This window comes from Aliirhizobium wenxiniae (assembly GCF_014201355.1).
In the GTDB taxonomy this organism is placed as follows: domain Bacteria; phylum Pseudomonadota; class Alphaproteobacteria; order Rhizobiales; family Rhizobiaceae; genus Neorhizobium; species Neorhizobium wenxiniae.
The window spans coordinates 620,213-639,315 of the sequence record NZ_JACHEG010000002.1 but is presented as its reverse complement, the minus strand read 5'-3'; the positions used below and the strand labels follow the sequence as shown (position 1 = coordinate 639,315).

At 58.3% G+C, this 19,103-nt stretch carries 17 protein-coding genes and 1 tRNA gene; 10 read left to right on the top strand and 8 right to left on the bottom strand.

The features are described from left to right. Positions 1-199 precede the first annotated feature (199 nt). Genes HNQ72_RS11130 through HNQ72_RS11120 form a run of 3 tightly spaced genes read left to right on the top strand, consistent with a single transcriptional unit; the run spans position 200 to position 4,967 of the window. Positions 200-2,239, top strand: coding sequence for a glycosyltransferase (locus HNQ72_RS11130; RefSeq protein ID WP_183992320.1), 2,040 nt, complete (start codon positions 200-202; stop codon positions 2,237-2,239). Further along, positions 2,236-3,879 (top strand): Wzz/FepE/Etk N-terminal domain-containing protein, encoded by a 1,644-nt coding sequence (locus HNQ72_RS11125; protein ID WP_183992319.1) that lies wholly within the window; start codon positions 2,236-2,238, stop codon positions 3,877-3,879. The genes HNQ72_RS11130 and HNQ72_RS11125 overlap by 4 nt, the downstream gene beginning before the upstream one ends. After that, a complete protein-coding gene (locus HNQ72_RS11120) occupies positions 3,876-4,967 on the top strand; it encodes a glycosyltransferase family 2 protein (protein WP_244654394.1) in 1,092 nt (363 codons plus the stop codon). Before HNQ72_RS11125 ends, HNQ72_RS11120 begins: the two co-directional genes overlap by 4 nt. 11 nt (positions 4,968-4,978) lie before the next feature. Here HNQ72_RS11120 and HNQ72_RS11115 read toward each other — a convergent pair whose 3' ends face one another. The 5 genes from HNQ72_RS11115 to HNQ72_RS11095 form a co-directional block, all read right to left on the bottom strand. Further along, positions 4,979-5,749: an ABC transporter permease gene (locus HNQ72_RS11115; RefSeq protein WP_183992318.1), complete on the bottom strand. Its 771-nt coding sequence runs from the start codon at positions 5,747-5,749 to the stop codon at positions 4,979-4,981. Positions 5,750-5,821: 72 nt separating this feature from the next. Next, positions 5,822-6,928, bottom strand: coding sequence for a KpsE/RkpR family capsule polysaccharide export protein (locus HNQ72_RS11110; protein WP_183992317.1), 1,107 nt, complete (start codon positions 6,926-6,928; stop codon positions 5,822-5,824). 242 nt (positions 6,929-7,170) lie between these two features. Then, positions 7,171-7,830, bottom strand: coding sequence for an ABC transporter ATP-binding protein (locus HNQ72_RS11105; RefSeq protein ID WP_183992316.1), 660 nt, complete (start codon positions 7,828-7,830; stop codon positions 7,171-7,173). Then, entirely contained in the window at positions 7,827-8,597 is a 771-nt protein-coding gene (locus tag HNQ72_RS11100) for an ABC transporter permease (RefSeq protein ID WP_183992315.1), read from the bottom strand. The genes HNQ72_RS11105 and HNQ72_RS11100 overlap by 4 nt, the downstream gene beginning before the upstream one ends. Positions 8,598-8,783: 186 nt before the next feature. Continuing rightward, on the bottom strand, positions 8,784-9,140 hold the full coding sequence (locus HNQ72_RS11095) for a hypothetical protein (RefSeq protein ID WP_183992314.1): 357 nt from the start codon (positions 9,138-9,140) through the stop codon (positions 8,784-8,786). A 262-nt stretch (positions 9,141-9,402) separates the two neighbouring features. On the opposite strand from HNQ72_RS11095, the gene HNQ72_RS11090 reads away from it, so the two are divergent. Further along, positions 9,403-9,479 (top strand) — tRNA-Pro (locus HNQ72_RS11090). Between the two features lie 585 nt (positions 9,480-10,064). On the opposite strand, the gene cysN is transcribed toward HNQ72_RS11090, so the two are convergent. From cysN to HNQ72_RS11075, 3 genes are read right to left on the bottom strand one after another with little or no spacing between them, the layout of a single operon-like run. After that, complete coding sequence (cysN, locus tag HNQ72_RS11085; RefSeq protein WP_183992313.1) at positions 10,065-11,582, bottom strand: sulfate adenylyltransferase subunit CysN; 1,518 nt, start codon at positions 11,580-11,582, stop codon at positions 10,065-10,067. 1 nt (position 11,583) lies between these two features. Further along, entirely contained in the window at positions 11,584-12,537 is a 954-nt protein-coding gene (cysD, locus tag HNQ72_RS11080; protein ID WP_183992312.1) for a sulfate adenylyltransferase subunit CysD, read from the bottom strand. A gap of 53 nt (positions 12,538-12,590) precedes the next feature. Next, positions 12,591-13,388, bottom strand: coding sequence for a phosphoadenylyl-sulfate reductase (locus tag HNQ72_RS11075; protein ID WP_183992311.1), 798 nt, complete (start codon positions 13,386-13,388; stop codon positions 12,591-12,593). Positions 13,389-13,749: 361 nt separating this feature from the next. Between HNQ72_RS11075 and HNQ72_RS11070 the strand changes: the two genes are divergently transcribed. From HNQ72_RS11070 to HNQ72_RS11045, 6 genes are all read left to right on the top strand, one after another. Next, on the top strand, positions 13,750-14,214 hold the full coding sequence (locus tag HNQ72_RS11070) for an RrF2 family transcriptional regulator (RefSeq protein WP_183822872.1): 465 nt from the start codon (positions 13,750-13,752) through the stop codon (positions 14,212-14,214). An 81-nt stretch (positions 14,215-14,295) separates the two neighbouring features. After that, a complete protein-coding gene (locus HNQ72_RS11065; RefSeq protein WP_244654395.1) occupies positions 14,296-14,808 on the top strand; it encodes a GNAT family N-acetyltransferase in 513 nt (170 codons plus the stop codon). Between the two features lie 253 nt (positions 14,809-15,061). Then, positions 15,062-16,099: a sulfate ABC transporter substrate-binding protein gene (locus HNQ72_RS11060; protein ID WP_183992310.1), complete on the top strand. Its 1,038-nt coding sequence runs from the start codon at positions 15,062-15,064 to the stop codon at positions 16,097-16,099. A gap of 103 nt (positions 16,100-16,202) precedes the next feature. Next, on the top strand, positions 16,203-17,060 hold the full coding sequence (cysT, locus tag HNQ72_RS11055; RefSeq protein WP_183992309.1) for a sulfate ABC transporter permease subunit CysT: 858 nt from the start codon (positions 16,203-16,205) through the stop codon (positions 17,058-17,060). Next, positions 17,053-17,913 carry a sulfate ABC transporter permease subunit CysW gene (gene cysW / locus HNQ72_RS11050; RefSeq protein WP_183992308.1) on the top strand — a complete coding sequence of 287 codons (861 nt, stop codon included), beginning with the start codon at positions 17,053-17,055 and terminating at the stop codon, positions 17,911-17,913. The genes cysT and cysW overlap by 8 nt, the downstream gene beginning before the upstream one ends. 12 nt (positions 17,914-17,925) lie before the next feature. Then, positions 17,926-18,963, top strand: a complete 1,038-nt coding sequence (locus HNQ72_RS11045; RefSeq protein WP_148144025.1) for a sulfate/molybdate ABC transporter ATP-binding protein — start codon at positions 17,926-17,928, stop codon at positions 18,961-18,963. Positions 18,964-19,103: the final 140 nt, after the last annotated feature.

Genomic DNA, 19,103 nt, shown 5'->3' with positions numbered 1-19,103 from the left:
CGGATCATTCGAGCGCTGGTGGGTCCAATAGATATCTCGTCGAAAAATCGGGCTGTACTCCCTTCGGGATTAACTATTTCAAATATTCAGTGCTGAAACTGGAATTTATCGTGCTATTGTTATTGAAGTGTCCGGTATTTTTACTGGAAAATGATTTCAACAATAGTTTCTGTAGCAGGGAAAGCGTTGGAATTTATCGATGGGCCTGAAGGATAGTTTTGCAGTTAACGGCCGCTTTCTGACCCAGACGCCAACCGGCGTGCAGCGCTACGCCTTGAATGTGCTGAAGGCCCTGGATGAGGCAAATGGTGGCGAGGCGGTCGCTCCGCTTCTTGTTCCTTCGGGCGCTGCCGATCCAGGTCTGAACGCATTTTCGCGGATTGAAGTCGCCAGCCGCCTCAACGGACATGCGTGGGAACAATGCGTTCTGCCGTGGAAATGGCGTGGCCCCTTGCTCAATCTCTGCAATACGGCTCCTGTCGCCAAGAAAAACCAGATCGTCTGTATCCATGACGGCAACGTTTTTGCAGCGCCTGACAGCTACAGTCTGGCGTTCCGGACGGCCTACAAGTCTATCCAGCCGGTTCTCGCCAGAAGGGCGATGCGGATCGCGACGGTTTCGCATGCCTCGGCGCGCCAGCTTGCCCGTTACCTGCCGATAGAGGCAAAGGATATCGCCGTCCTGCCGAACGGCTACGAACATGTCCTGCAATGGAATGCCGATGCGGCCGACATTGCGCCGGGGGTCGTTCAGGCGATCGCAGCGCGGTCCCGCCGGTATGTTTTTGCACTCGGATCCCGCGCCAGGCACAAGAACCTGGCGCTTCTGTCGAAGATCGCCGCGGACCTGGATAGGCTTGGAATAGATATCGTCATCGCCGGGGGGGATTTCGGTATTTTCAGCGAAAGTGCTGCGGGGCAGCATGACAATGTCATAATGGCCGGTCGGGTTTCCGATGACGACATCGCCTATTTTCTGAAACATGCTCTGTGTCTTGCTTTTCCCTCGCTGAATGAGGGTTTCGGCTTGCCTGTCGTCGAGGCGATGGCACTGGGATGCCCGGTCATATCGTCTTACCATTCGAGCATGGCGGAAGTCTGTGGCGATGCCGCGCTGATGGCTTCGCCCTTCGACCCGGCTCAATGGATAGCTTACGTCGAGGCCCTGAGGGACTCGGCTTCGCTGACGGACGACCTGCGTGCGAAGGGGTTCGTCCAGATGCAGAAATTCTCCTGGCGCGAGACCGCAGCAGGATATTGCGAACTGCTTGAAGAGCCGACGGCCCGTCTGGCGCCTCCTGCGCCGGCAGCGCCGCCCATTGCCAGGGTCGCTGTCGCCATCGCCACCCGCGGTCGTCCAGAGGTCGTGTCGCAGACCGTCCGTCACCTTCTGGAAACGCAGACATTGGCGCCAGAGCGGGTAATTCTTTCCTGCGTGGATAGCAGTGATGCTGGAGATCTTGCCGATGATGATCGTGTAGAGGTGCTCACCGGAAAGGCGGGCTTGCCGGCCCAGCGCAACAACGCCTTGGATCATTTGCCGGCGGGAATTGACGTTCTCGTGTTTCTGGACGACGATTTCGTTGCCGACCCGAACTGGCTTGCTACCGCGGCGCGCGCCTTTGCGGATGAAAGCAGTGTGGTGGGCTTTACGGGGCGTGTGGTCGCTGATGGTATCAAGGGGCCGGGCATACCCTTTGCTGAGGCGGTCAAGCTTGTCGATGAGGCCCCTGCGACTGAGGGATCGGTCTGGGAACGTCCGTTCAGCCCTTACGGCTGCAACATGGCGTACAGAGTATCGGCGATAGGTGATAATCGCTTCGACGAACGTCTCGTTCTTTATGGCTGGCTGGAGGATCGCGACTTTGGTGCATCACTGGCGAAAAAGGGCGGGGACCTGGTCAAATGCGCCGAAGCCTATGGTGTTCACATGGGCGTGAAGGTTGGCCGGGTTAGTGGCCAGCGCCTGGGATATTCGCAGGTAATAAACCCCGTTTATCTACGTCGGAAGGGAACGATGACGACCAAACAGGCGATCGGCCAGATCTGGCGCAACATGTCGATGAATTTCGCAAAGTCCGTGGTCCCGGAACCGTTTATCGACCGGCGGGGCAGGGTAAAGGGAAATCTAGCGGCCTTGGCTGATCTTCTGTGCGGCAAAATCAACCCGGAAAGAGCGGCCTCTCTGGATGTTCCGCCCACCAAACTCGAGCGCCTTGGCGGAGGTGCCACACGATGACTTTTGACAGACCTGGTCCCGTCGAGCGAGCGTCGCGCATCTGGCCGATAGATAACTTGGCAAAGGATAACAGGGTCGATGGCCCTGTCATGTTCCTTAAACTGGTTTTTGTCATCGCGTGGCGATACAAGCTCCGCCTGCTTGCCTGCATGTTTTCAGGTATCGTTGCCGCAGCGCTTTACGCGCATTCTCTGCCGCGCACCTATGATGCGACAGCCACGATCTTGCTCGAACCGCGCCAGTTCGCCAATGCCAGCTCGATATTGCAGCAGGGGCTTGATCTGAACAGCGCCGAAAGTGAACTGCAGATCATTCTCTCGGAGCGGCTTCTCTCGGCTGTTTTCGAAAGCCTGAAATTGTATGAAAGCCCGGAGCTTGCGCCCCAGCCTGTGGGCTTGCTCAAGTCGGCCATTATCGGCCCGATCGAGTGGGTCCGGTCGACTTTCTCGGGGCAGCCGGCGGAAGATAACGCCTCCACGCTCACCCAGAGCCCGGAAGAAAATCTCAAGCGCGTTGCTTTCGCCAACTTCGTTGAGAGAGTGTCCGCACGCCGTGTCGGGCAGTCCTATGTTGTTGCGGTCGGTTATTGGTCCACGGACCCAACTCAGCCCGCGCGCGTCGCCAATGCCGTCATCTCCGGTTATATCCTGCAATCCGTCACCTCGAAGGAACAGGTTGCCAGCGCCGGCACGGAAACCCTGCAGGGGCGACTTGATGCATTGTCCGCCCAGATCGCGACGGCCACCCAAGCGATGAAGGAAGGCACGCTGCCAAAGGCCGCGACACCGGATGCCGATGCCAAGATCACTGGTGCCGCACTTCCCCCTCTTGCTCCGTCAAGTCCAAAAACCTCTCTTATCGTGGCATTCGGCGGCGTGCTGGGATTGTTTTTCGGTATGGCTGCACTGGCCATGAGTATTGCTTTCGATCGCAAGGTCCGCAGTCCCAAGGATCTGGAAACTGAAACCGCGATGCCTTGCATGGCTCAGATACCGGAGGTCGGAGGCAGATTGCAGCTTGCGAAGCGGGTCGGGGCCGGACAGCGGATGCAGCGCCATGCGGCGGCCATCCGTGACCTGCGCACCTTGATCGATATCTCCTATACCCACAAGAAGGCCGACAAGAACGCCGTGATCGCGCTGGCGGGCTATTCCCGTGACGCTGGCGGATCGGCGCTCGCGCTCAACCTTGCAGATATGCTCAATCGCAGCGGGCGTCACGCAACCGTGTTCTGGTGCGGTGAACAGACCAGGGGCGTATCGGGCGGCCCGCTCGCATCGCTTGCAGATGCCGCAATTTCGGAAGCGGATATCGCGGAGATAACTTTCGAGCAGCGGGAAGGGATTGCGATTTTGCCGGTCCTCTCGCGTGACGCGGTGACCAATATCTATTCCAATTTCCGTCACCCGCGCATCCGGGAGATCATTGAGGCGGCGCGTCAGAAGGGTGATGTTATTATCGATCTTCCGGAATTGGATAGTTCGTTGGACGCCCTGGCTCTTGCGTCTCAAGCCGATGTCGTCGTCCTCGTGACACGATGGGGTCGCACGACGCAGGAAGCCGTGAAAAACGCGGAGCAGCAGCTCCGCAGGGCCGGAGCCAATCTTGTCGGTTATATCATCAACAGGCAACGGTCATGACCGACGACATTGCCTTGAAAACGCTTGAGGCTATGGTGGCGGGTCAGGGCAAAAACATTTCCATGGATATGCGGGCTGCCGGCTCTCCCAAATTGGCGGTGATCGTAACCTGCTGGAATTACGCCGATTATGTCACCGATGCCATTGAAAGCGTTGTGAGGCAGGGTCGGCGGGATTGTGAACTGGTCGTCATCGATGATGGATCGACGGATAATTCCTGGGACGAAATATGCCGAACTGGCGTCCGGGCGTACCATATCGAAAATGCAGGGCAAAGGCTCGCCTGCCTTCGCGGGCTACAGGAGACGACGGCCCCTTTTGTCCTATTTCTCGATGCCGACGATGAATTGTTGCCCGGCGCCCTGACGGAAGTCCTCTGGCACCTCGACAAGGATGTGGCAAAACTTCAGTTCCCGCTGCTGAGAATGGATGCGCAGCGGCGGGTCGTGAGCGGCCCCGTCCCGCCGCTTTCCGATTTTCGCGAAAGGGAACTGCTCATCCGGGAAGTTCTGAAAACCGGATCGTATACAAGCCCTCCGACATCCGGAAATGTGTTTCGCAGGGATGTCTGCCAACTGATAGAAGGAGCTGATTACGAACGCGCTGTCGATGGCGTCATCCTGTTCGTGGCTCCTTTCATGGGTGACATCATAAGTCTTTCCAGGCCGCTCGGCCTTTACCGGGTGCATGACCGTAATGATTCCGGGTTCGGCAATGAATTGAACCCGATCCCGCTCAAGCGCGAGGCGGAGCGTTTCGAACACCGGCTGGAGCATCTGCGCTCGCTTCTTGGTAAGACAGGTCTCGGATCCCGCCTTGTGACCGCCAATCGCGCCTATTTTCATCAGGAACGCAGCTTCTATCTGGCAATCGCAAACAGCGCACGTGTTGGGCTGCGCCAGCTGCTGTTTCTGCTGTCGCTGTTGTGGACCTATCCATATTCCGCCAAGGTCAAACTTTCGATGACAGTCTTTTTCGCGCTGACCTTCATGCTTTCATCCGAACGGGCAAAGCGCGTAGTCAATTATCGAATGCAGGCGCACAGCCGTTCCGCCATGGGGCTTATCAAGGCGATTTTCCGGCGGTAGCCAGAGATCGTTTAGTCGCGCGCGCGCGCGACCGGGAAAACCGTGAAAAGAAGCATTCCGACAAACAGAAGTCCTGTCGATGTCGTGATGAGAAAGGGCATATCCAGCCCGGTGTCTCCGTGCTGGACGTAAAACCCTTCGCGGAACAGCACAACGACCTGGGTTATCGGATTGGCAAGAAGCACGTCCGAGAACGGATGCGGCATATGCGATGGCACGTAGAACACGCCCGATAGCAGGAAAAGCGGCCGCATGACGATGTCGAAGATCTTCTGGTAAAGCGGAAACTTGAAGAACAGCACGGTGTTGCCGAGCGCCACCCCGAGCGCCATGATCCAGGCAAATGCAATCGCCTCAACGATATAGGTCCACTGGATGGTGACTGGCTGGTTCGTCGTCCACAATGCCGCGTAAAGAATGATCCAGGTCACCACACACGACGTCATTGCCTGCAGGATGAAACGCGAAACCACCGCATCGAATGGCGATACTTTCGGGTAGCTCATCAGGGCCTTGTTACCGCTGATCGCCGATACAAGATAACCCTCCATGCCCTTGTACATGCTGAAGGCAAGGTAGCCCGTGGCATAAAACAGCGTAAAGCTGGTCCCGAGCGCCGGCAACCTTCCAAGTGACCCCAGAAGCATCGACATCAGCCCGATGAAGGCAACCGGCTCCAGCAGGGCCCACACATAACCACCCGGACTCCGGCCATATCGGGTCGCGATTTCGCGGATCACGAAAGCCGTGACGATGCGGATATGGGTGGTCAGGTAGTTCAAGGACGTGCCTCGTCTTCAGGCGAAGGGAACTGCCGTCGGTGCGGATCAGGTTTCCGCACCGTCTGGATACCGTCAGTGTCGGTCGCGGATATTATAGAAGACCATCACGGCAACACCCCAGAGCAGCAGCCCTGCCAGGGTCACCAGGATCGGGTTCAGCAGGCGGTGCGGATATTGTGCCATCTGCGACAGGGTCGGCTTTATGAAGACCGCCAGATAACGCTGTTTCGCGCCCGCTTCTACACGGGCCTTTTCGAGAGAGGCGAGCGAGGCCGTATAGGCGCGCTCGGCAAACTCGTTTTGCGTCTGGATCGATTCATAAAGCGCGATACGACCGGCAACATCGGTTGCCTGACCTGTCGAGCGACCACCTTTTCCGGAAACGCCGCTACCGAAGCGCTGGCGTTCCTTTGCAATCTGGTCTTCCAGGCTGGAGATCTGCGAACGGATGAGACGCACGCGCGGAGTGTTGCTGCCCATTTGGGTCAGCGCTGTCGAAAGCTCGGTCTTGAGCTTGACCAGCTGTTCTTCAAGTGAGCCGATCAGCTGGGCCGCAAGCTTTGCGCCTTCGACCGGATCGGCTTCCTGGGAGGCGTCGCGATAGCTCCTGAGCGACGCGCGAGTCTGGGTCAGGCGGTCTTCGGCAGTCTGAACCTCGTCCCGCGCCGTCTTGAGCACCTCGTTGCGGGCTGTCAGCGACAGGTCGTTGATCAGCTTTTCGCTCTGGGCGATGACGAAGTCGGCGACCTTTTGCGACATTTCGGGGCTGAACGCTTTCACCTGAAGGTCCATGATGCCCGAGGTCTGGTCGAAATTCACGGTCACCATGTTGCGCCAGTAGGCCAGCCTGTCTTCGATCGGCATATCCGGGCTGATACCATAGAAGAAATCCATGCCCTGGCGTGCAAATACCGTATCAAGGCCAAAGGCCTCGTCGATCATCTGCACCATCCTTTCACTCAGGATGAAGTCGACCAGTACGTAGGAATCGGAAAGCGTGCTGCCTGATGAGCTTTGCGAGAACATGCCGAGCAGGTCGCTCGACGGGGCGGCTTCGATGCTGCGCACGGAGAAGGACGAAAAGCTGTGATACTGGTCGGCCGCGATGAAGGCCATGTAACCGGTGCTGACAACTGAAGGCACTGCGACCAGAGCGAGAAAACCGCCAACGATCGCCATATGCCGCGTTTTAAGTGCTGACAGCCAACCCCGCTTAGCAGGTTCCGGCGATACGGTGTCTATCGTGATCTCAGGCGATGCCGGTTGAGCAGGCTGTACAGACGGAGCCGGCACGGACGCAGGGCGTTCGAGCAGCGATTCCAGCAGGCGCAGGTTTCTGCTCTTCGGCGCGGCTTGGCCGTTCTCGGAGGGCAGAGCAACTTGATTGCCTGATACGGTGTTTGGAGCCGTCTGGTTCAAAATCAGTGCCTCTTCATATTGCTTTCATGCACGGCGATGGCCTCGTTGATGTCATCGTAGTAGGTCATCTGCCCATTTTCCAGAACGATGCCCGTCTGGCAATAGTCGCGCAACGTCCCGGTGCTGTGGGAGACCATGATCACGTCTGAATCGCTCAGCTTTTCCTTGAAGGTTTGCTGCGATTTCCGCTTGAAATTGGTATCGCCCACGGCGGTGATTTCGTCGACCAGATAATAGTCGAAATTGATCCCCATGCTTACCCCGAATGCCAGCCTGGCCTTCATGCCCGAAGAATAGGTTCTAACCGGCGCATGGTAGAATTGCCCGAGTTCGGCGAATTCGGCAACATAGGCAACCAGCTCATCGGTATCGACGCCATAGATGCGGGCAACAAAGCGGACATTCTGCTCCCCGGACAGATTTCCCTGAAAGCTGCCCTGAAAGCCCAGCGGCCATGAGATTTTTCCCTGGCGGATGACACGACCGCGGTCGAGTTCGAGCGTGCCTGCGATGATCTGTAGCAGGGTCGACTTGCCGGCGCCGTTGCGCCCGAGAAGCCCGATGCTCTTGCCGCGCGGAAAGGTCACCGACACGTCGTCGAGGATCATTTTCCTGACACCCTTCATGCGCACCTCTTTGGTCGCGCGTTCCAATCGTATCATCTGTCTCTCAGCCTTGCTCTGCACGACGTAAACAGCACAAGCCCTACGAACATAAGGCTGGCTGCAACGCACCAGACGTAAAACCCGTCATACCCGGCGGCCCGGTATTGCGGATAAAATCCGGTCCTGAATTGCATGACGATATGGGCCAAAGGGTTAAAAAGTATTACATCCTTGGCGATCGGCGGCAATGAGTCCGGCAGGAAGAAGACGCCGGACACGAGGAAAAGCGGACGTGTGATAATGCCGTACAGCTTTTCGTAGATCGGGTACATGATGAACAGGACGGTATTGGCCAGCCCGATGCCGAGCGCGATCAGACTTGCCGCAGCGATAGCTTCCAGTATCGGTGGTAGATGTATGGAAACGGGATGGCGAACCGTGAACACAATATATCCGAGTACGACGATAGCGACGATCGCGGTCGTGACGAGCTGCAGCGCATAGCGCGCGGCAACCGTATCGATCGGTGCCACGCTGGGATAGCTGAGCAAAGCTTTGTTGCCGCTGACGGCGCTGTTCAGATAACCGGCCATCGCTTGATAGAACTGAAAGCCGATATAACCCGTGGCGAAGAACAGCGGAAAGCTGGTGCCGAGCGGCGGCATATGGGCGATCGCCATGAATATGACGGACAGGAAGACGATATGGCTGACCGGGTCGAGAAAAGCCCAGAGATACCCGCCCGGCTTTGCTCCGAAGCGCGTCGACATTTCGCGCATTACCAATGCGCTGACGACACGAGCGTGAGTTGCTAAATAGGACAAGCGCGTCTGGGAACCCTGGTTGAAAAACTGCCGGAAACTGCCGCTAAATTATGTCAAATCGGCGGTTTATGCTACCAAAAACAGTGGCGGCTCCAGAGGGCTGCCAAGATTTGCAGCCATCGCGCGTGTTCTGAGGCGTAGCACCGGTCCGGAGAAGCGGTGCTACGCAAGTCTCTACAGGTGCTGTTACGCGCCGGCCAGTAGTTCCTGGCAATAGCTCGGTCCGGTCGCGCCGGGGCGGTCGGCAGTGATCTCGATATTGCGGATCGTGTAATCGGAGGAAACGGTGATCTTGGCCGAGCAGCTGACGCTGGCGCTCTTGCCGTTCTCCAGCTTGATGCGCTTGTAGCCGCCGCGCCAGCTATAGACGGTGCTGGAACCGGATGCGACGTCATCGATCGGCGGATTGTATTTTGCAAAGAACTCGCCGGCGGAGTGGCCGACCCAGCGCTTGGATATCGGGCTGTCGGTTATGGTTACGGTCGTGCAGCTGGAAAGTGCAAGCGCGAGAAGGGCGGTCGATGCGATGAGGCGGCGGCTCATGATCCGTGAAAATCCTTGTGTGATGGGCTTGTCCCCAAGCAATGCCTGCGGAACATATGTCATGTTCCAGCTAGCAGATTTTCCTGGCTCACCGCGAGATCACGGGACGGCTTTGACATCAAATTCTTGAAGCGCCGCTTTTTTGCAACGGATTCACGACAGTTCCACAAGGTGCGACAAACGAATTAGGCCTTGTCACATTTTTTTCGAAAACGGTGCTTGTCGAAGGAAAAATGCTGTTCTATAGAGGCGCCACTGGTCACGGAGTGTAGCGCAGTCTGGTAGCGCACCACGTTCGGGACGTGGGGGTCGCAAGTTCGAATCTTGCCACTCCGACCAGTTAGAAACCTTTCAGAGCAAAGGTTTTAGATCCCGAAAGACTTTCCCCACAGAAGCCCTTTTCTCATAAACGGACCGATTGCGGACTGTTTCATCATTTGGGCGTTTAGAACGCGTTTGTCGGCACGATCCGGAAGCCTCGGTTTGCGTGTGAGTAGTCTGTTTAAACCCTTTCGCTGCCGCCTCGACCATCACCTCCGAGATCGATGAAGCTCGACCGGCAAGTCCTGTATTCTCATTTTTGGGAACAGCTGAAGAGACCCGGCGTTATCAGCCCATCTAAACCGATGGAGGTGACTATGCTTAAAGGTATTGCGTTGTGGGCAATGGGTGTTCCTGTCTTTGTAATCGTTCTGCTGTACATGTTTGTTTTCTAGCCGCAGCCACTGATGTTGCGCCCATTGAGCAGAAGCAGCTCAGCTGAGGCGTTATTCGGCGGCTAGGCAATGAACGCAGATGAAAAAGCCCGCTTTCGCGGGCTTTTTTGTTTCTGTAATTTGTGATCTGAGAGCGCTGGCACTGAGAGTTACAACGCCGTTGTCTAACAGGAAGGCGGCTTGCGCCGCCCTCGTGACGTTCTTGCGATCAGATATCGCTTCCGGCATTGGAGAAGAACTCGGCTGCTTCTGCGGCCGTCAGTCTCCTGATGTCCGCTTCGTCGCGGCGTGATGCGAACAGTTCGCTTGCCATCAGCTGTTCGGCCAGATCCGCGGGCAGTGAAAGCACGACGCGCTGTTCGCCTTCCTTGCCGCGATGGATGCCGCCGATATCTGCGCGCTTTGCGGTAACCATGCCGCCAGCAACCGTATTCAGCGTGTCGGGGTCGATCAGGATGAAGGCGCCGGTGGCGCGGTTCTGCTCATAGGCATCGAACACCGCCGGTTCCTCGAAGGAAAGATGCACTTTGCCGATCGCGTTCATTGAAAGCAGCGAGGCATGCGGTTTCCACTGGCCGGTCGAAAGATCGAGCTGCGACGTAGGTTCGATCGTTACCCGTTGTCGGCGCGCGCCGCTTTTCAGCCAGTAACGCTTGCCCGGCTCGATGCCGCCCGGCTGAAGCGACACGAGCTGTGCGTCGAAGGATGTGCCGGTCATCGGCTGGCCGTCGATGGAGACAATGATGTCTCCACGCGCCACATCCACCTGCCGGTCGAGAACGAGCGTGATCGCATCGCCGGCCACGGCAGCATTGCGCACGAGATCGAAGGTGACGATCTGCTTCACGTTCGCGACAGTGCCCGAAGGCAGAACCGCAACCGAGTCACCCGGCTTGATCGCACCGCCCGATACCGTACCCTGATAACCGCGAAAACTCTCGCCGGGGCGCACGACACGCTGCACGGGAAGGCGAAAACCGCCTGCCTGTGTGGAGCGGCTGGTGGCAAGCTCCAGCGCCTCGATCAGCGTCGGTCCTTCATACCAGGGCATTGCCTCAGTGCCGGAGAGAACGACATTCTCGCCCTTGAGCGCCGACATCGGGATGGCCGTGATCTGCCTGACGCCAAGTGCCAGGCCGAATTCGCGGAATTCGGCCGCGATCTTTTCGAACACTGCCTTGTCGTAACCGATCAAGTCGATCTTGTTGACCGCCAGCACGAATTGCCTGATGCCCATCAGCGCCGCGATCGTTGCGTGCCGACGGGTCTGTTCAAGCAGGCCGACGCGGGCGTCAGCCAGAAGGATGGCGAGATCGGCGGTCGAGGCACCGGTCACCATGTTGCGGGTATATTGCTCGTGGCCGGGCGTATCGGCGACGATGAAGGAGCGCCGGTCGGTCGAGAAATAGCGATAGGCAACATCGATCGTGATGCCCTGTTCGCGTTCCGCCTGAAGACCGTCGAGCAGCAGTGCGAAATCGGGCAGGCCGAGATCGTTCTGCGCGCCACTGTCACGCGCAAGCGTCGCCGCCTGGTCTTCCTTGACCGCCTTGGTGTCCCAGAGAAGCCTGCCGATCAGGGTCGACTTGCCGTCATCGACGGAGCCGCAGGTGATCAGGCGCAGAGGCCGCGTATCGCGCGAAACGCGGGCAGCGGATTCGGCGAAAGGAATGACATTCGCCGAAGCAGCGACGGGCGTAGTTGTGGCTGTAGCTGTGGCGCTCATCTTAAAAATATCCCTCGCGCTTCTTCTTTTCCATGGAGCCGGACTGGTCGCGGTCGATGGCACGGCCCTGTCGTTCGGAAACGGTTGCGATTTCCAGTTCCGCTATCACCTCTTCAAGGTTGGACGCCGTCGAGCGGATCGCACCGGTGAGCGGAAAGCAGCCGAGCGTGCGAAAACGGATCATGCCGTGCTGGATCTCTTCGCCGGGCTTGAGTTCCAGCCGAGGATCTTCCGCCAGGATCATCATCCCGTCGCGCTCCACATAAGGGCGCTCGGCGGCGTAATAGAGCGGCACCAGCGGAATGTCTTCCGCCTGAATGTAGCGCCAGATATCAACCTCGGTCCAGTTCGACAGCGGGAAGGCGCGAACGCTCTCTCCCTTTTTGATCATGCCGTTATAGATGTTCCACAGTTCAGGCCGCTGGTTGCGCGGATCCCATTTATGGTCGGGCGTGCGGAACGAGTAGATGCGTTCCTTGGCGCGGGAGGCTTCCTCGTCGCGACGGGCACCGCCGAAGGCCGCATCATAGCCGCCGGCATCGAGCGCCTGCTTCAATGCTTCCGTCTTCATCACGTCGGTATAGAAGGCCGATCCGTGGGTAAACGGTGTGATGTTTTCTTCGACGCCGCGCTTGTTGGTATGGACCACGAGATCGAGATCGTATTTTTCCGCGATCTGGTCGCGAAACTCGATCATCTCCTTGAACTTCCAGGTCGTGTCGACATGCAGAAGCGGGAAGGGGACGCGGCCGGGGAAGAATGCCTTGCGCGCCAGATGCAGCAGCACGGATGAATCCTTGCCGATCGAATAGAGCATGACCGGGTTTTCGAACTCCGCGGCAACCTCGCGAAAGATATGGATCGCTTCGTTTTCGAGGGCTTTCAGATGCGGATCGAGCGGCGGGCGGGAAACGGGTGGGTTCCTGATTTCCGTTTCCTGTGCAGACAGGGACATTTCGGTCTCCGGTAGATTTTGAATGTTACACACAAAGAGTGGGGATTTGGGCCTCAGCGGGCGATGGAACTCGCGAGCGATGCTGAAGCCGGTATCGGCTGAGACGCGCTTTCCGGGACATGCAGTCCGCATTCGCGTTTCTCGTCGTTTTCCCACCACCATCGTCCAGCGCGTTCGGGCTCGCCGGGCTTGATGGCGCGGGTACAGGGCTCGCAGCCGATGGAGGGGTAACCGCGGGCATGCAGCGGGTTGACCGGGATATGCTCTGCCGTCACATGGGCATTGATCGTGTCGATATCCCAGTCGGCCAGCGGGTTGACCTTGATGAGGCCGCGCTCGGCATCATATTCGGCAAACGGTGTCGTAGCGCGATTGCCGGACTGGCCGCGGCGCAAGCCGGTCACCCATACCTGCGCTTGCGAAAGCGCCTTGGCGAGCGGGATCAGCTTGCGCACATGACAGCAGGCGTGCCGGGCTTCGATACTGTCGTAGAAACCGTTCAGGCCGTATTTTGCCGCATAGGCATCGATATCGTCCTCTTGCGGATAAAACCGTCGGATCGTCATGTCGTAACGCGCCTCGGTTTCCGAGATGAGCTCGACTGTTTCCTTGAACAGACGTCCGGTTTCCAGCGTCGAAACTTCGATCGGAAGGCGATGCGTACCGATTGCGGCGGTGATGACCTGGTCTTCTATTCCAAGCGAGGTGGTGAAAACGGCGTGGCCAAGTTCGGCAGCAGCGGAAAGACGGCCGGCAAGATCGAGGCTCGCAATTCTGCCGTTCAATTCTGCGGCAAGGCTCTCGTTGCCTTCTGCATACGTGGTACGCTCAATCACATCATGCGAGGTCATGGTTCTTCTTTCATCAGCAAGTGCTGTAGTATTGCGACTTGCAGGGGCTGATGACAGGAAAAGCCGTTTCTTCCGCCGGTTCTGGGGAGCAAATATCTCTAGAAAGCCGGGCCTACACAGAAAACCTGCCGCCTTAACCAAATGTGACTGTTTTTGCGGCAGCAGATGCCCGCATAGGTTTGTAATTTCTGCATGTTTGCGGTACTCCAGAATGGAGTGTGCAATGCGGCATAGCCGTGTGCATGAATGCGACCGCGGATGTCGCATCTAAGATATTCGCGAGGCGCAGGGATACGAAATGTGAAGCGGCGACGTGAGGGCAAAAAAGCCTCGCGGCGGCGTTGCTGTTGATGGTTGCGTGATGATATCCCAGAAAGCGAAATACGCGCTTCGAGCCTTGGCCGCTCTGGCGCAGGCCGACCCGGATGAGCCTATGCTGATCTCGGAGATCGCGGTCCAGCAGTCAATCCCGAAGAAATTTCTGGAACAGATCCTGCTCGACCTGAAGCGCTCCGGCATCGTCATGAGCCGCCGTGGCAAGCAGGGTGGATATCTTCTGCTGAAGCCTGCCGACGCGATTTCCTTCGGCGAGGTGCTGCGCTTGGTGGACGGCCCGATCGCTCCGCTTCCCTGCCTGTCGCAAACCGCCTACCGCAAATGCGATGATTGCGATGGCGAACACCTGTGCGAAATCCGCCACGTCTTCGCCCGTGTAGCCGACGCCACCCGCGACGTCCTGTTCAACACCACGATTGCCGATGCGATCGAGGGAGCAGGCGAGGGTACACAGAAGCCGGCCCAGGTGAGAGAACTTCTGACGGCGTAAAGCCCTCTTCCTTAATTGATGTTGGCGTCTGCCTACGTGCAGCAGGGCATGCTAATGTACTCTCCTTGTCGAGAGGCTGGCATGTTTTCTGTGTCCATAGCAAAATCACCGGAGGATTTCGAGATCGCCGCGGCGCTGTGCCGGGAACTGGCGGAATGGGATATCGCCATGGCCGCGACCCATGGCGTCGATCCTCAGCTGGTGACGGATCTTTATCATGGTGAGACCACGGCAAGCCTTGCCCGGCGTTACGCGCAACCGGGGACAGGAATGCTGCTGGCATCATGGGATGGCCGGCCGGCGGGATGTTTGGCCTTTTCCGTCTTCGACGATACGGCCGACGAACTTCACAAATTCTATGTGGCGCCCGACTTCCGGCAAAGAGGCATAGGCGGCGCAATGATGCGAGCGGTCATTCATGCTGTCGAAACGCGTCGGAAGAGCACGCTGCTGGCGCACACCACCATCTATATGACCGATGCCATCTCGATCTATCGCGCCTGTGGTTTCGACTTCTGCCCACCCTTTCGAGAAGTGCCTAAAGCTGTCGGCCATACGGAGATCTTCCTCAGGCGCGACGTTCCGCCGGGCTGAAATCGACCCTCTGGAACGAATTTCGGCCGGATTGCGTTTTTGCCGTTCGGTGTTTTCCCGATGCTGCTGTTCTGTGAACTCATGCTCATGGAACGCATTCTTTGTCGCGCGAACCCGCCCGAGGGAAACAGTTTTGCCTTCTTTTCGCCGTGAATTGACTAAGACGACCTGACCGATAGAGTTTAGCCCAGATCAAATGGCCCAGTGAAAACTAAGACCCGGGTCATCGGACATGGATCACAGGAGAGACCCTATGCTGAACTTCACCGATGGGATTGGAAAGCGGCTAGCAGTGCTTGCGCTCGGCGTCACGCTCGCAGCAGGAAGCATTGCTCCGGCCTTTGCCGCGACCCAGCTTCTCAACGTCTCCTACGATCCAACACGCGAGCTTTATAAGGATTTCAATGCGGCATTCGCCAAGCACTGGAAGGCTGAAGGCGGTGAGGATGTCACAATCCGCCAGTCGCATGGTGGCTCCGGCGCGCAGGCCCGCTCTGTGATCGACGGTCTCGAAGCAGATGTCGTGACGCTGGCGCTGGAGAGCGACATCAACGCCATCCAGAAGACCGGCAAGATCAAGGAGGACTGGCGCACCCGCCTGCCCAACAACGCTTCGCCCTACACCTCGACGATCGTCTTCCTCGTTCGCAAGGGTAATCCAAAGGGCATCAAGAACTGGGGCGATCTGGTGAAGGGCGACGTGCAGATCGTCACGCCGAACCCGAAGACATCAGGTGGCGCCCGCTGGAACTATCTGGCCGCCTGGGCCTGGGCCAACGAAGAATTCAAGGGCGATCAGGACAAGATCAAGGCCTATATCGGTGATCTCTACAAACGCGCACCGGTTCTCGATACCGGCGCTCGCGGCTCGACGGTAACCTTCGCTCAGCGCCAGATCGGCGACGTCCTGCTCGCCTGGGAAAACGAGGCCTATCTGGCTGGTGAGGAATTCGGCAAGGACGCTTTCGACATCGTCGTTCCGCCGATCTCCATCCTCGCCGAACCGCCGGTCGCCGTCGTCGATGCCAATGTCGACGCCAAGGGCACCCGCAAGGTCGCCGAAGCCTATCTGCAATATCTCTATTCCGACGAAGGCCAGAACATCGCGGCCAAGCACTTCTACCGTCCGTCCAAGCCAGAAGTGGTGAAGCCGGAACTGTTGAAGCAGCTGCCGCCGATCAAACTCGTCACCATCGACGACCCGCTTTTCGGCGGCTGGAAGAAGGCGCAGCCGGAGCATTTCGGTGACGGCGGTATCTTCGACCAGATCTACAAGCCCGGCGCCAAGTAATTTCAGCCCCTGAACTTGGCTAAGTGACTCTGAAGGCACGGTGCGGTAGTTTTGACCCGCACCGTAGCCATGTCGGGCCTGAACTCAGAATTCGGAACCAAGCATGACCGCATCTGCCACCGCTTCCAGAGCGGGCTGGAGAGTAAAGCAGCCGAGCATCATCCCGGGTTTCGGGTTGACGCTCGGCTTTTCGCTCGCCTACCTGTCGCTCATTATCCTTATACCCATTGCCGGCCTGCTCTGGCGCACGGCCGAGCTTGGCTGGTCCGGCTTTTTCGCCATCCTCTCCGATGAACGGACGATCAGGGCTCTCTACGTTTCCTTCGGCACGGCCTTTATCGCCGCGCTGGTCAACGTCATCTTCGGCACGCTTCTCGCCTGGGTACTCACCCGCTATCGCTTTCCCGGACGCCGGCTGATCGATGCCATGGTCGATCTGCCCTTTGCCCTGCCGACGGCGGTGGCAGGCATCGCCTTTGCCTCGCTTTATGCCCCGAATGGCTGGATCGGCTCGCTGTTCATGCCGTTCCGCATCGCGTTCACGCCGATCGGCATCGTCATCGCGCTGATCTTCATCGGCCTGCCCTTTGTCGTGCGCACCGTGCAGCCGATCATGGAGGAGATAGACAAGGAAGTAGAAGAGGCGGCGGCCACGCTCGGCGCCAACCGTTTCCAGACGATCTTCAACGTGCTTCTGCCCGGCCTCACGCCGGCGCTCTTGACCGGCTTTGCGCTCGCCTTTGCCCGCGGTGTCGGCGAATACGGCTCGGTCATCTTCATCGCCGGTAACATCCCTTACGTTTCTGAAATCGCGCCGCTGCTGATCGTCATCCGGCTGGAAGAGTTCAATTATGCCGGCGCGACCGCCATCGCCACGATCATGCTTCTGATCTCCTTTGCCATGCTTCTGGTGATCAACCTCATCCAGGCCTGGAGCCGCAGGAGGTATGGCAATGTCTGATAACCGCCGTATCTCCTTCCGCAACCCGGCCGACGAAAGCTTCTCCACCAAGCTTATTCTTGTCGCCCTGACGCTCGTCTTCCTCGCCTTCTTCCTGTTCCTCCCGCTCGTCTCGGTCTTCTACGAAGCCTTTCGCGAAGGATGGGTCACCTATGAGGAAGCGTTGCTGGAACCCGATGCCTGGGCCGCGATCCAGCTGACGTTGACCGTGGCGGCGATTGCCGTGCCACTCAATCTCGTCTTCGGCCTTGCCGCCTCCTGGGCGATTGCCAAGTTCGAATTCAAGGGCAAGGCGTTCCTCATCACCCTCATAGACCTGCCGTTCTCGATCTCGCCGGTCATCTCGGGTCTGGTCTATGTCCTTCTTTTCGGCTCCGGCAGCCTGCTCGGCCCCTTCCTGAAAAGCTACGGCATCGAGATCCTGTTCGCCGTGCCCGGCATCGTGCTCGCCACCGTCTTCGTCACCTTTCCCTTCGTCGCACGCGAGCTGATCCCGCTGATGCAGGAACAAGGCACGGGAGATGAGGAGGCGGCGCTTTCGCTCGGCGCGTCCGGCTGGCAGACCTTCTGGTATGTGACGCTGCCCAATATCAAATGGGGCCTGCTTTACGGCGTGCTGCTCTGTAACGCCCGTGCCATGGGCGAGTTCGGCGCTGTGTCAGTCGTTTCCGGCCGTATCCGCGGCCTCACCAACACCATGCCGCTGCATGTCGAGATACTCTATAATGAGTACAACATGGTCGCCGCCTTCGCCGTGGCATCCCTGCTGGCTCTTCTGGCACTCGTCACGCTCGCATTGAAAACCTTTCTCGAACTTCGGTTCGGTGCCGGCGCTGCCGGCGGCCGGCACTAGGATACCCCGCGTATGGAAGTCAAAATCAACAATATCCGTAAGGAATTCGACCGTTTCGCCGCGCTGAATGACGTATCGCTCAACATCGCGTCCGGTGAACTGATCGCGCTTCTTGGTCCGTCGGGTTCCGGCAAGACCACACTGCTGCGCCTGATCGCAGGCCTCGATTTCCCGACTGCCGGCCAGATTTTCTTCGGTGAGGAAGATGCCTCGCGCCATTCGGTCCAGGAGCGCAATGTCGGCTTCGTTTTCCAGCATTACGCGCTGTTCCGCCACATGACCGTGGCACAGAATATCGGCTTCGGCCTCAAGGTCCGTCCGTCCGCCAGCCGCCCGCCGAAAAGCGAGATCAAAAAGCGGGTTTCCGATCTCTTGGACATGGTGCAGCTCTCGGGGCTTGAAAACCGCTATCCCAACCAGCTTTCCGGCGGTCAGCGCCAGCGCGTGGCGCTTGCCCGTGCCATGGCGATCGAACCGCGCATCCTTCTTCTCGACGAGCCTTTCGGCGCGCTCGATGCCAAGGTGCGCAAGGAGCTGCGTCGCTGGCTGCGCGAATTCCACGACCGCACCGGCCACACCACCGTTTTCGTCACCCACGACCAGGAAGAAGCGCTTGAACTCGCTGACCGTGTCGTCGTCATGAGCCAGGGCAAGATCGAGCAGGTCGGTTCGGCGGATGATGTCTACGATCGCCCGCAGTCGCCCTTCGTCTTCTCCTTCATCGGTGAATCCTCGCATCTGCCGGTGGAGGTGAAGAATGGCACGGTTCTGTTCCAGGGTGAGCCGATCGGCATTTCGGAAAAGACCGATGCGGCCGGAGACCTGTTCTTCCGTCCGGAAGACGTGGTCCTGACCGACGAGAAGGACGCATTGTTCGGCAAGGTCACTGCCTGTCGCCGTCTTGCCGGCACCCGTATTGCCGAGATCGACATCGCCAACAACGGCCATGATCCCTTCCATGTCGAGGTGGAGGTGCCATTGCATGCTCCGGTCGAGCTTGGTTCGGAAGCCCGTTTCCGCCCGACCCGCTGGAAGATCTTTAACAAGTAACTGCAGCGCGGTTTACGTCCGGAGCCCGTTGACCTTTTTGATGTTCCAGCCTGTCCGAAGATCAAGGGGGGCTGGAATGCTATTTCCATCCAAGCTTTGTCTGTCGTCTTGCCCGCATCGGTTTGTATATCCGGCTCATG

Bases quoted from the DNA above. Each gene is read 5' to 3' on its own strand.
- HNQ72_RS11060 (WP_183992310.1), top strand. From the start codon at position 15,062: ATGCTGAACTTCACCGATGGGATTGGAAAGCGGCTAGCAGTGCTTGCG.
- cysD (WP_183992312.1), bottom strand. From the start codon at position 12,537: ATGTCCCTGTCTGCACAGGAAACGGAAATCAGGAACCCACCCGTTTCC.
- HNQ72_RS11045 (WP_148144025.1), top strand. From the start codon at position 17,926: ATGGAAGTCAAAATCAACAATATCCGTAAGGAATTCGACCGTTTCGCC.
- HNQ72_RS11125 (WP_183992319.1), top strand. From the start codon at position 2,236: ATGACTTTTGACAGACCTGGTCCCGTCGAGCGAGCGTCGCGCATCTGG.
- HNQ72_RS11070 (WP_183822872.1), top strand. From the start codon at position 13,750: ATGATATCCCAGAAAGCGAAATACGCGCTTCGAGCCTTGGCCGCTCTG.
- HNQ72_RS11120 (WP_244654394.1), top strand. From the start codon at position 3,876: ATGACCGACGACATTGCCTTGAAAACGCTTGAGGCTATGGTGGCGGGT.
- HNQ72_RS11095 (WP_183992314.1), bottom strand. From the start codon at position 9,140: ATGAGCCGCCGCCTCATCGCATCGACCGCCCTTCTCGCGCTTGCACTT.
- HNQ72_RS11075 (WP_183992311.1), bottom strand. From the start codon at position 13,388: ATGACCTCGCATGATGTGATTGAGCGTACCACGTATGCAGAAGGCAAC.
- cysT (WP_183992309.1), top strand. From the start codon at position 16,203: ATGACCGCATCTGCCACCGCTTCCAGAGCGGGCTGGAGAGTAAAGCAG.
- HNQ72_RS11110 (WP_183992317.1), bottom strand. From the start codon at position 6,928: ATGGCGATCGTTGGCGGTTTTCTCGCTCTGGTCGCAGTGCCTTCAGTT.
- cysW (WP_183992308.1), top strand. From the start codon at position 17,053: ATGTCTGATAACCGCCGTATCTCCTTCCGCAACCCGGCCGACGAAAGC.
- HNQ72_RS11065 (WP_244654395.1), top strand. From the start codon at position 14,296: ATGTTTTCTGTGTCCATAGCAAAATCACCGGAGGATTTCGAGATCGCC.
- HNQ72_RS11130 (WP_183992320.1), top strand. From the start codon at position 200: ATGGGCCTGAAGGATAGTTTTGCAGTTAACGGCCGCTTTCTGACCCAG.
- cysN (WP_183992313.1), bottom strand. From the start codon at position 11,582: ATGAGCGCCACAGCTACAGCCACAACTACGCCCGTCGCTGCTTCGGCG.
- HNQ72_RS11105 (WP_183992316.1), bottom strand. From the start codon at position 7,830: ATGATACGATTGGAACGCGCGACCAAAGAGGTGCGCATGAAGGGTGTC.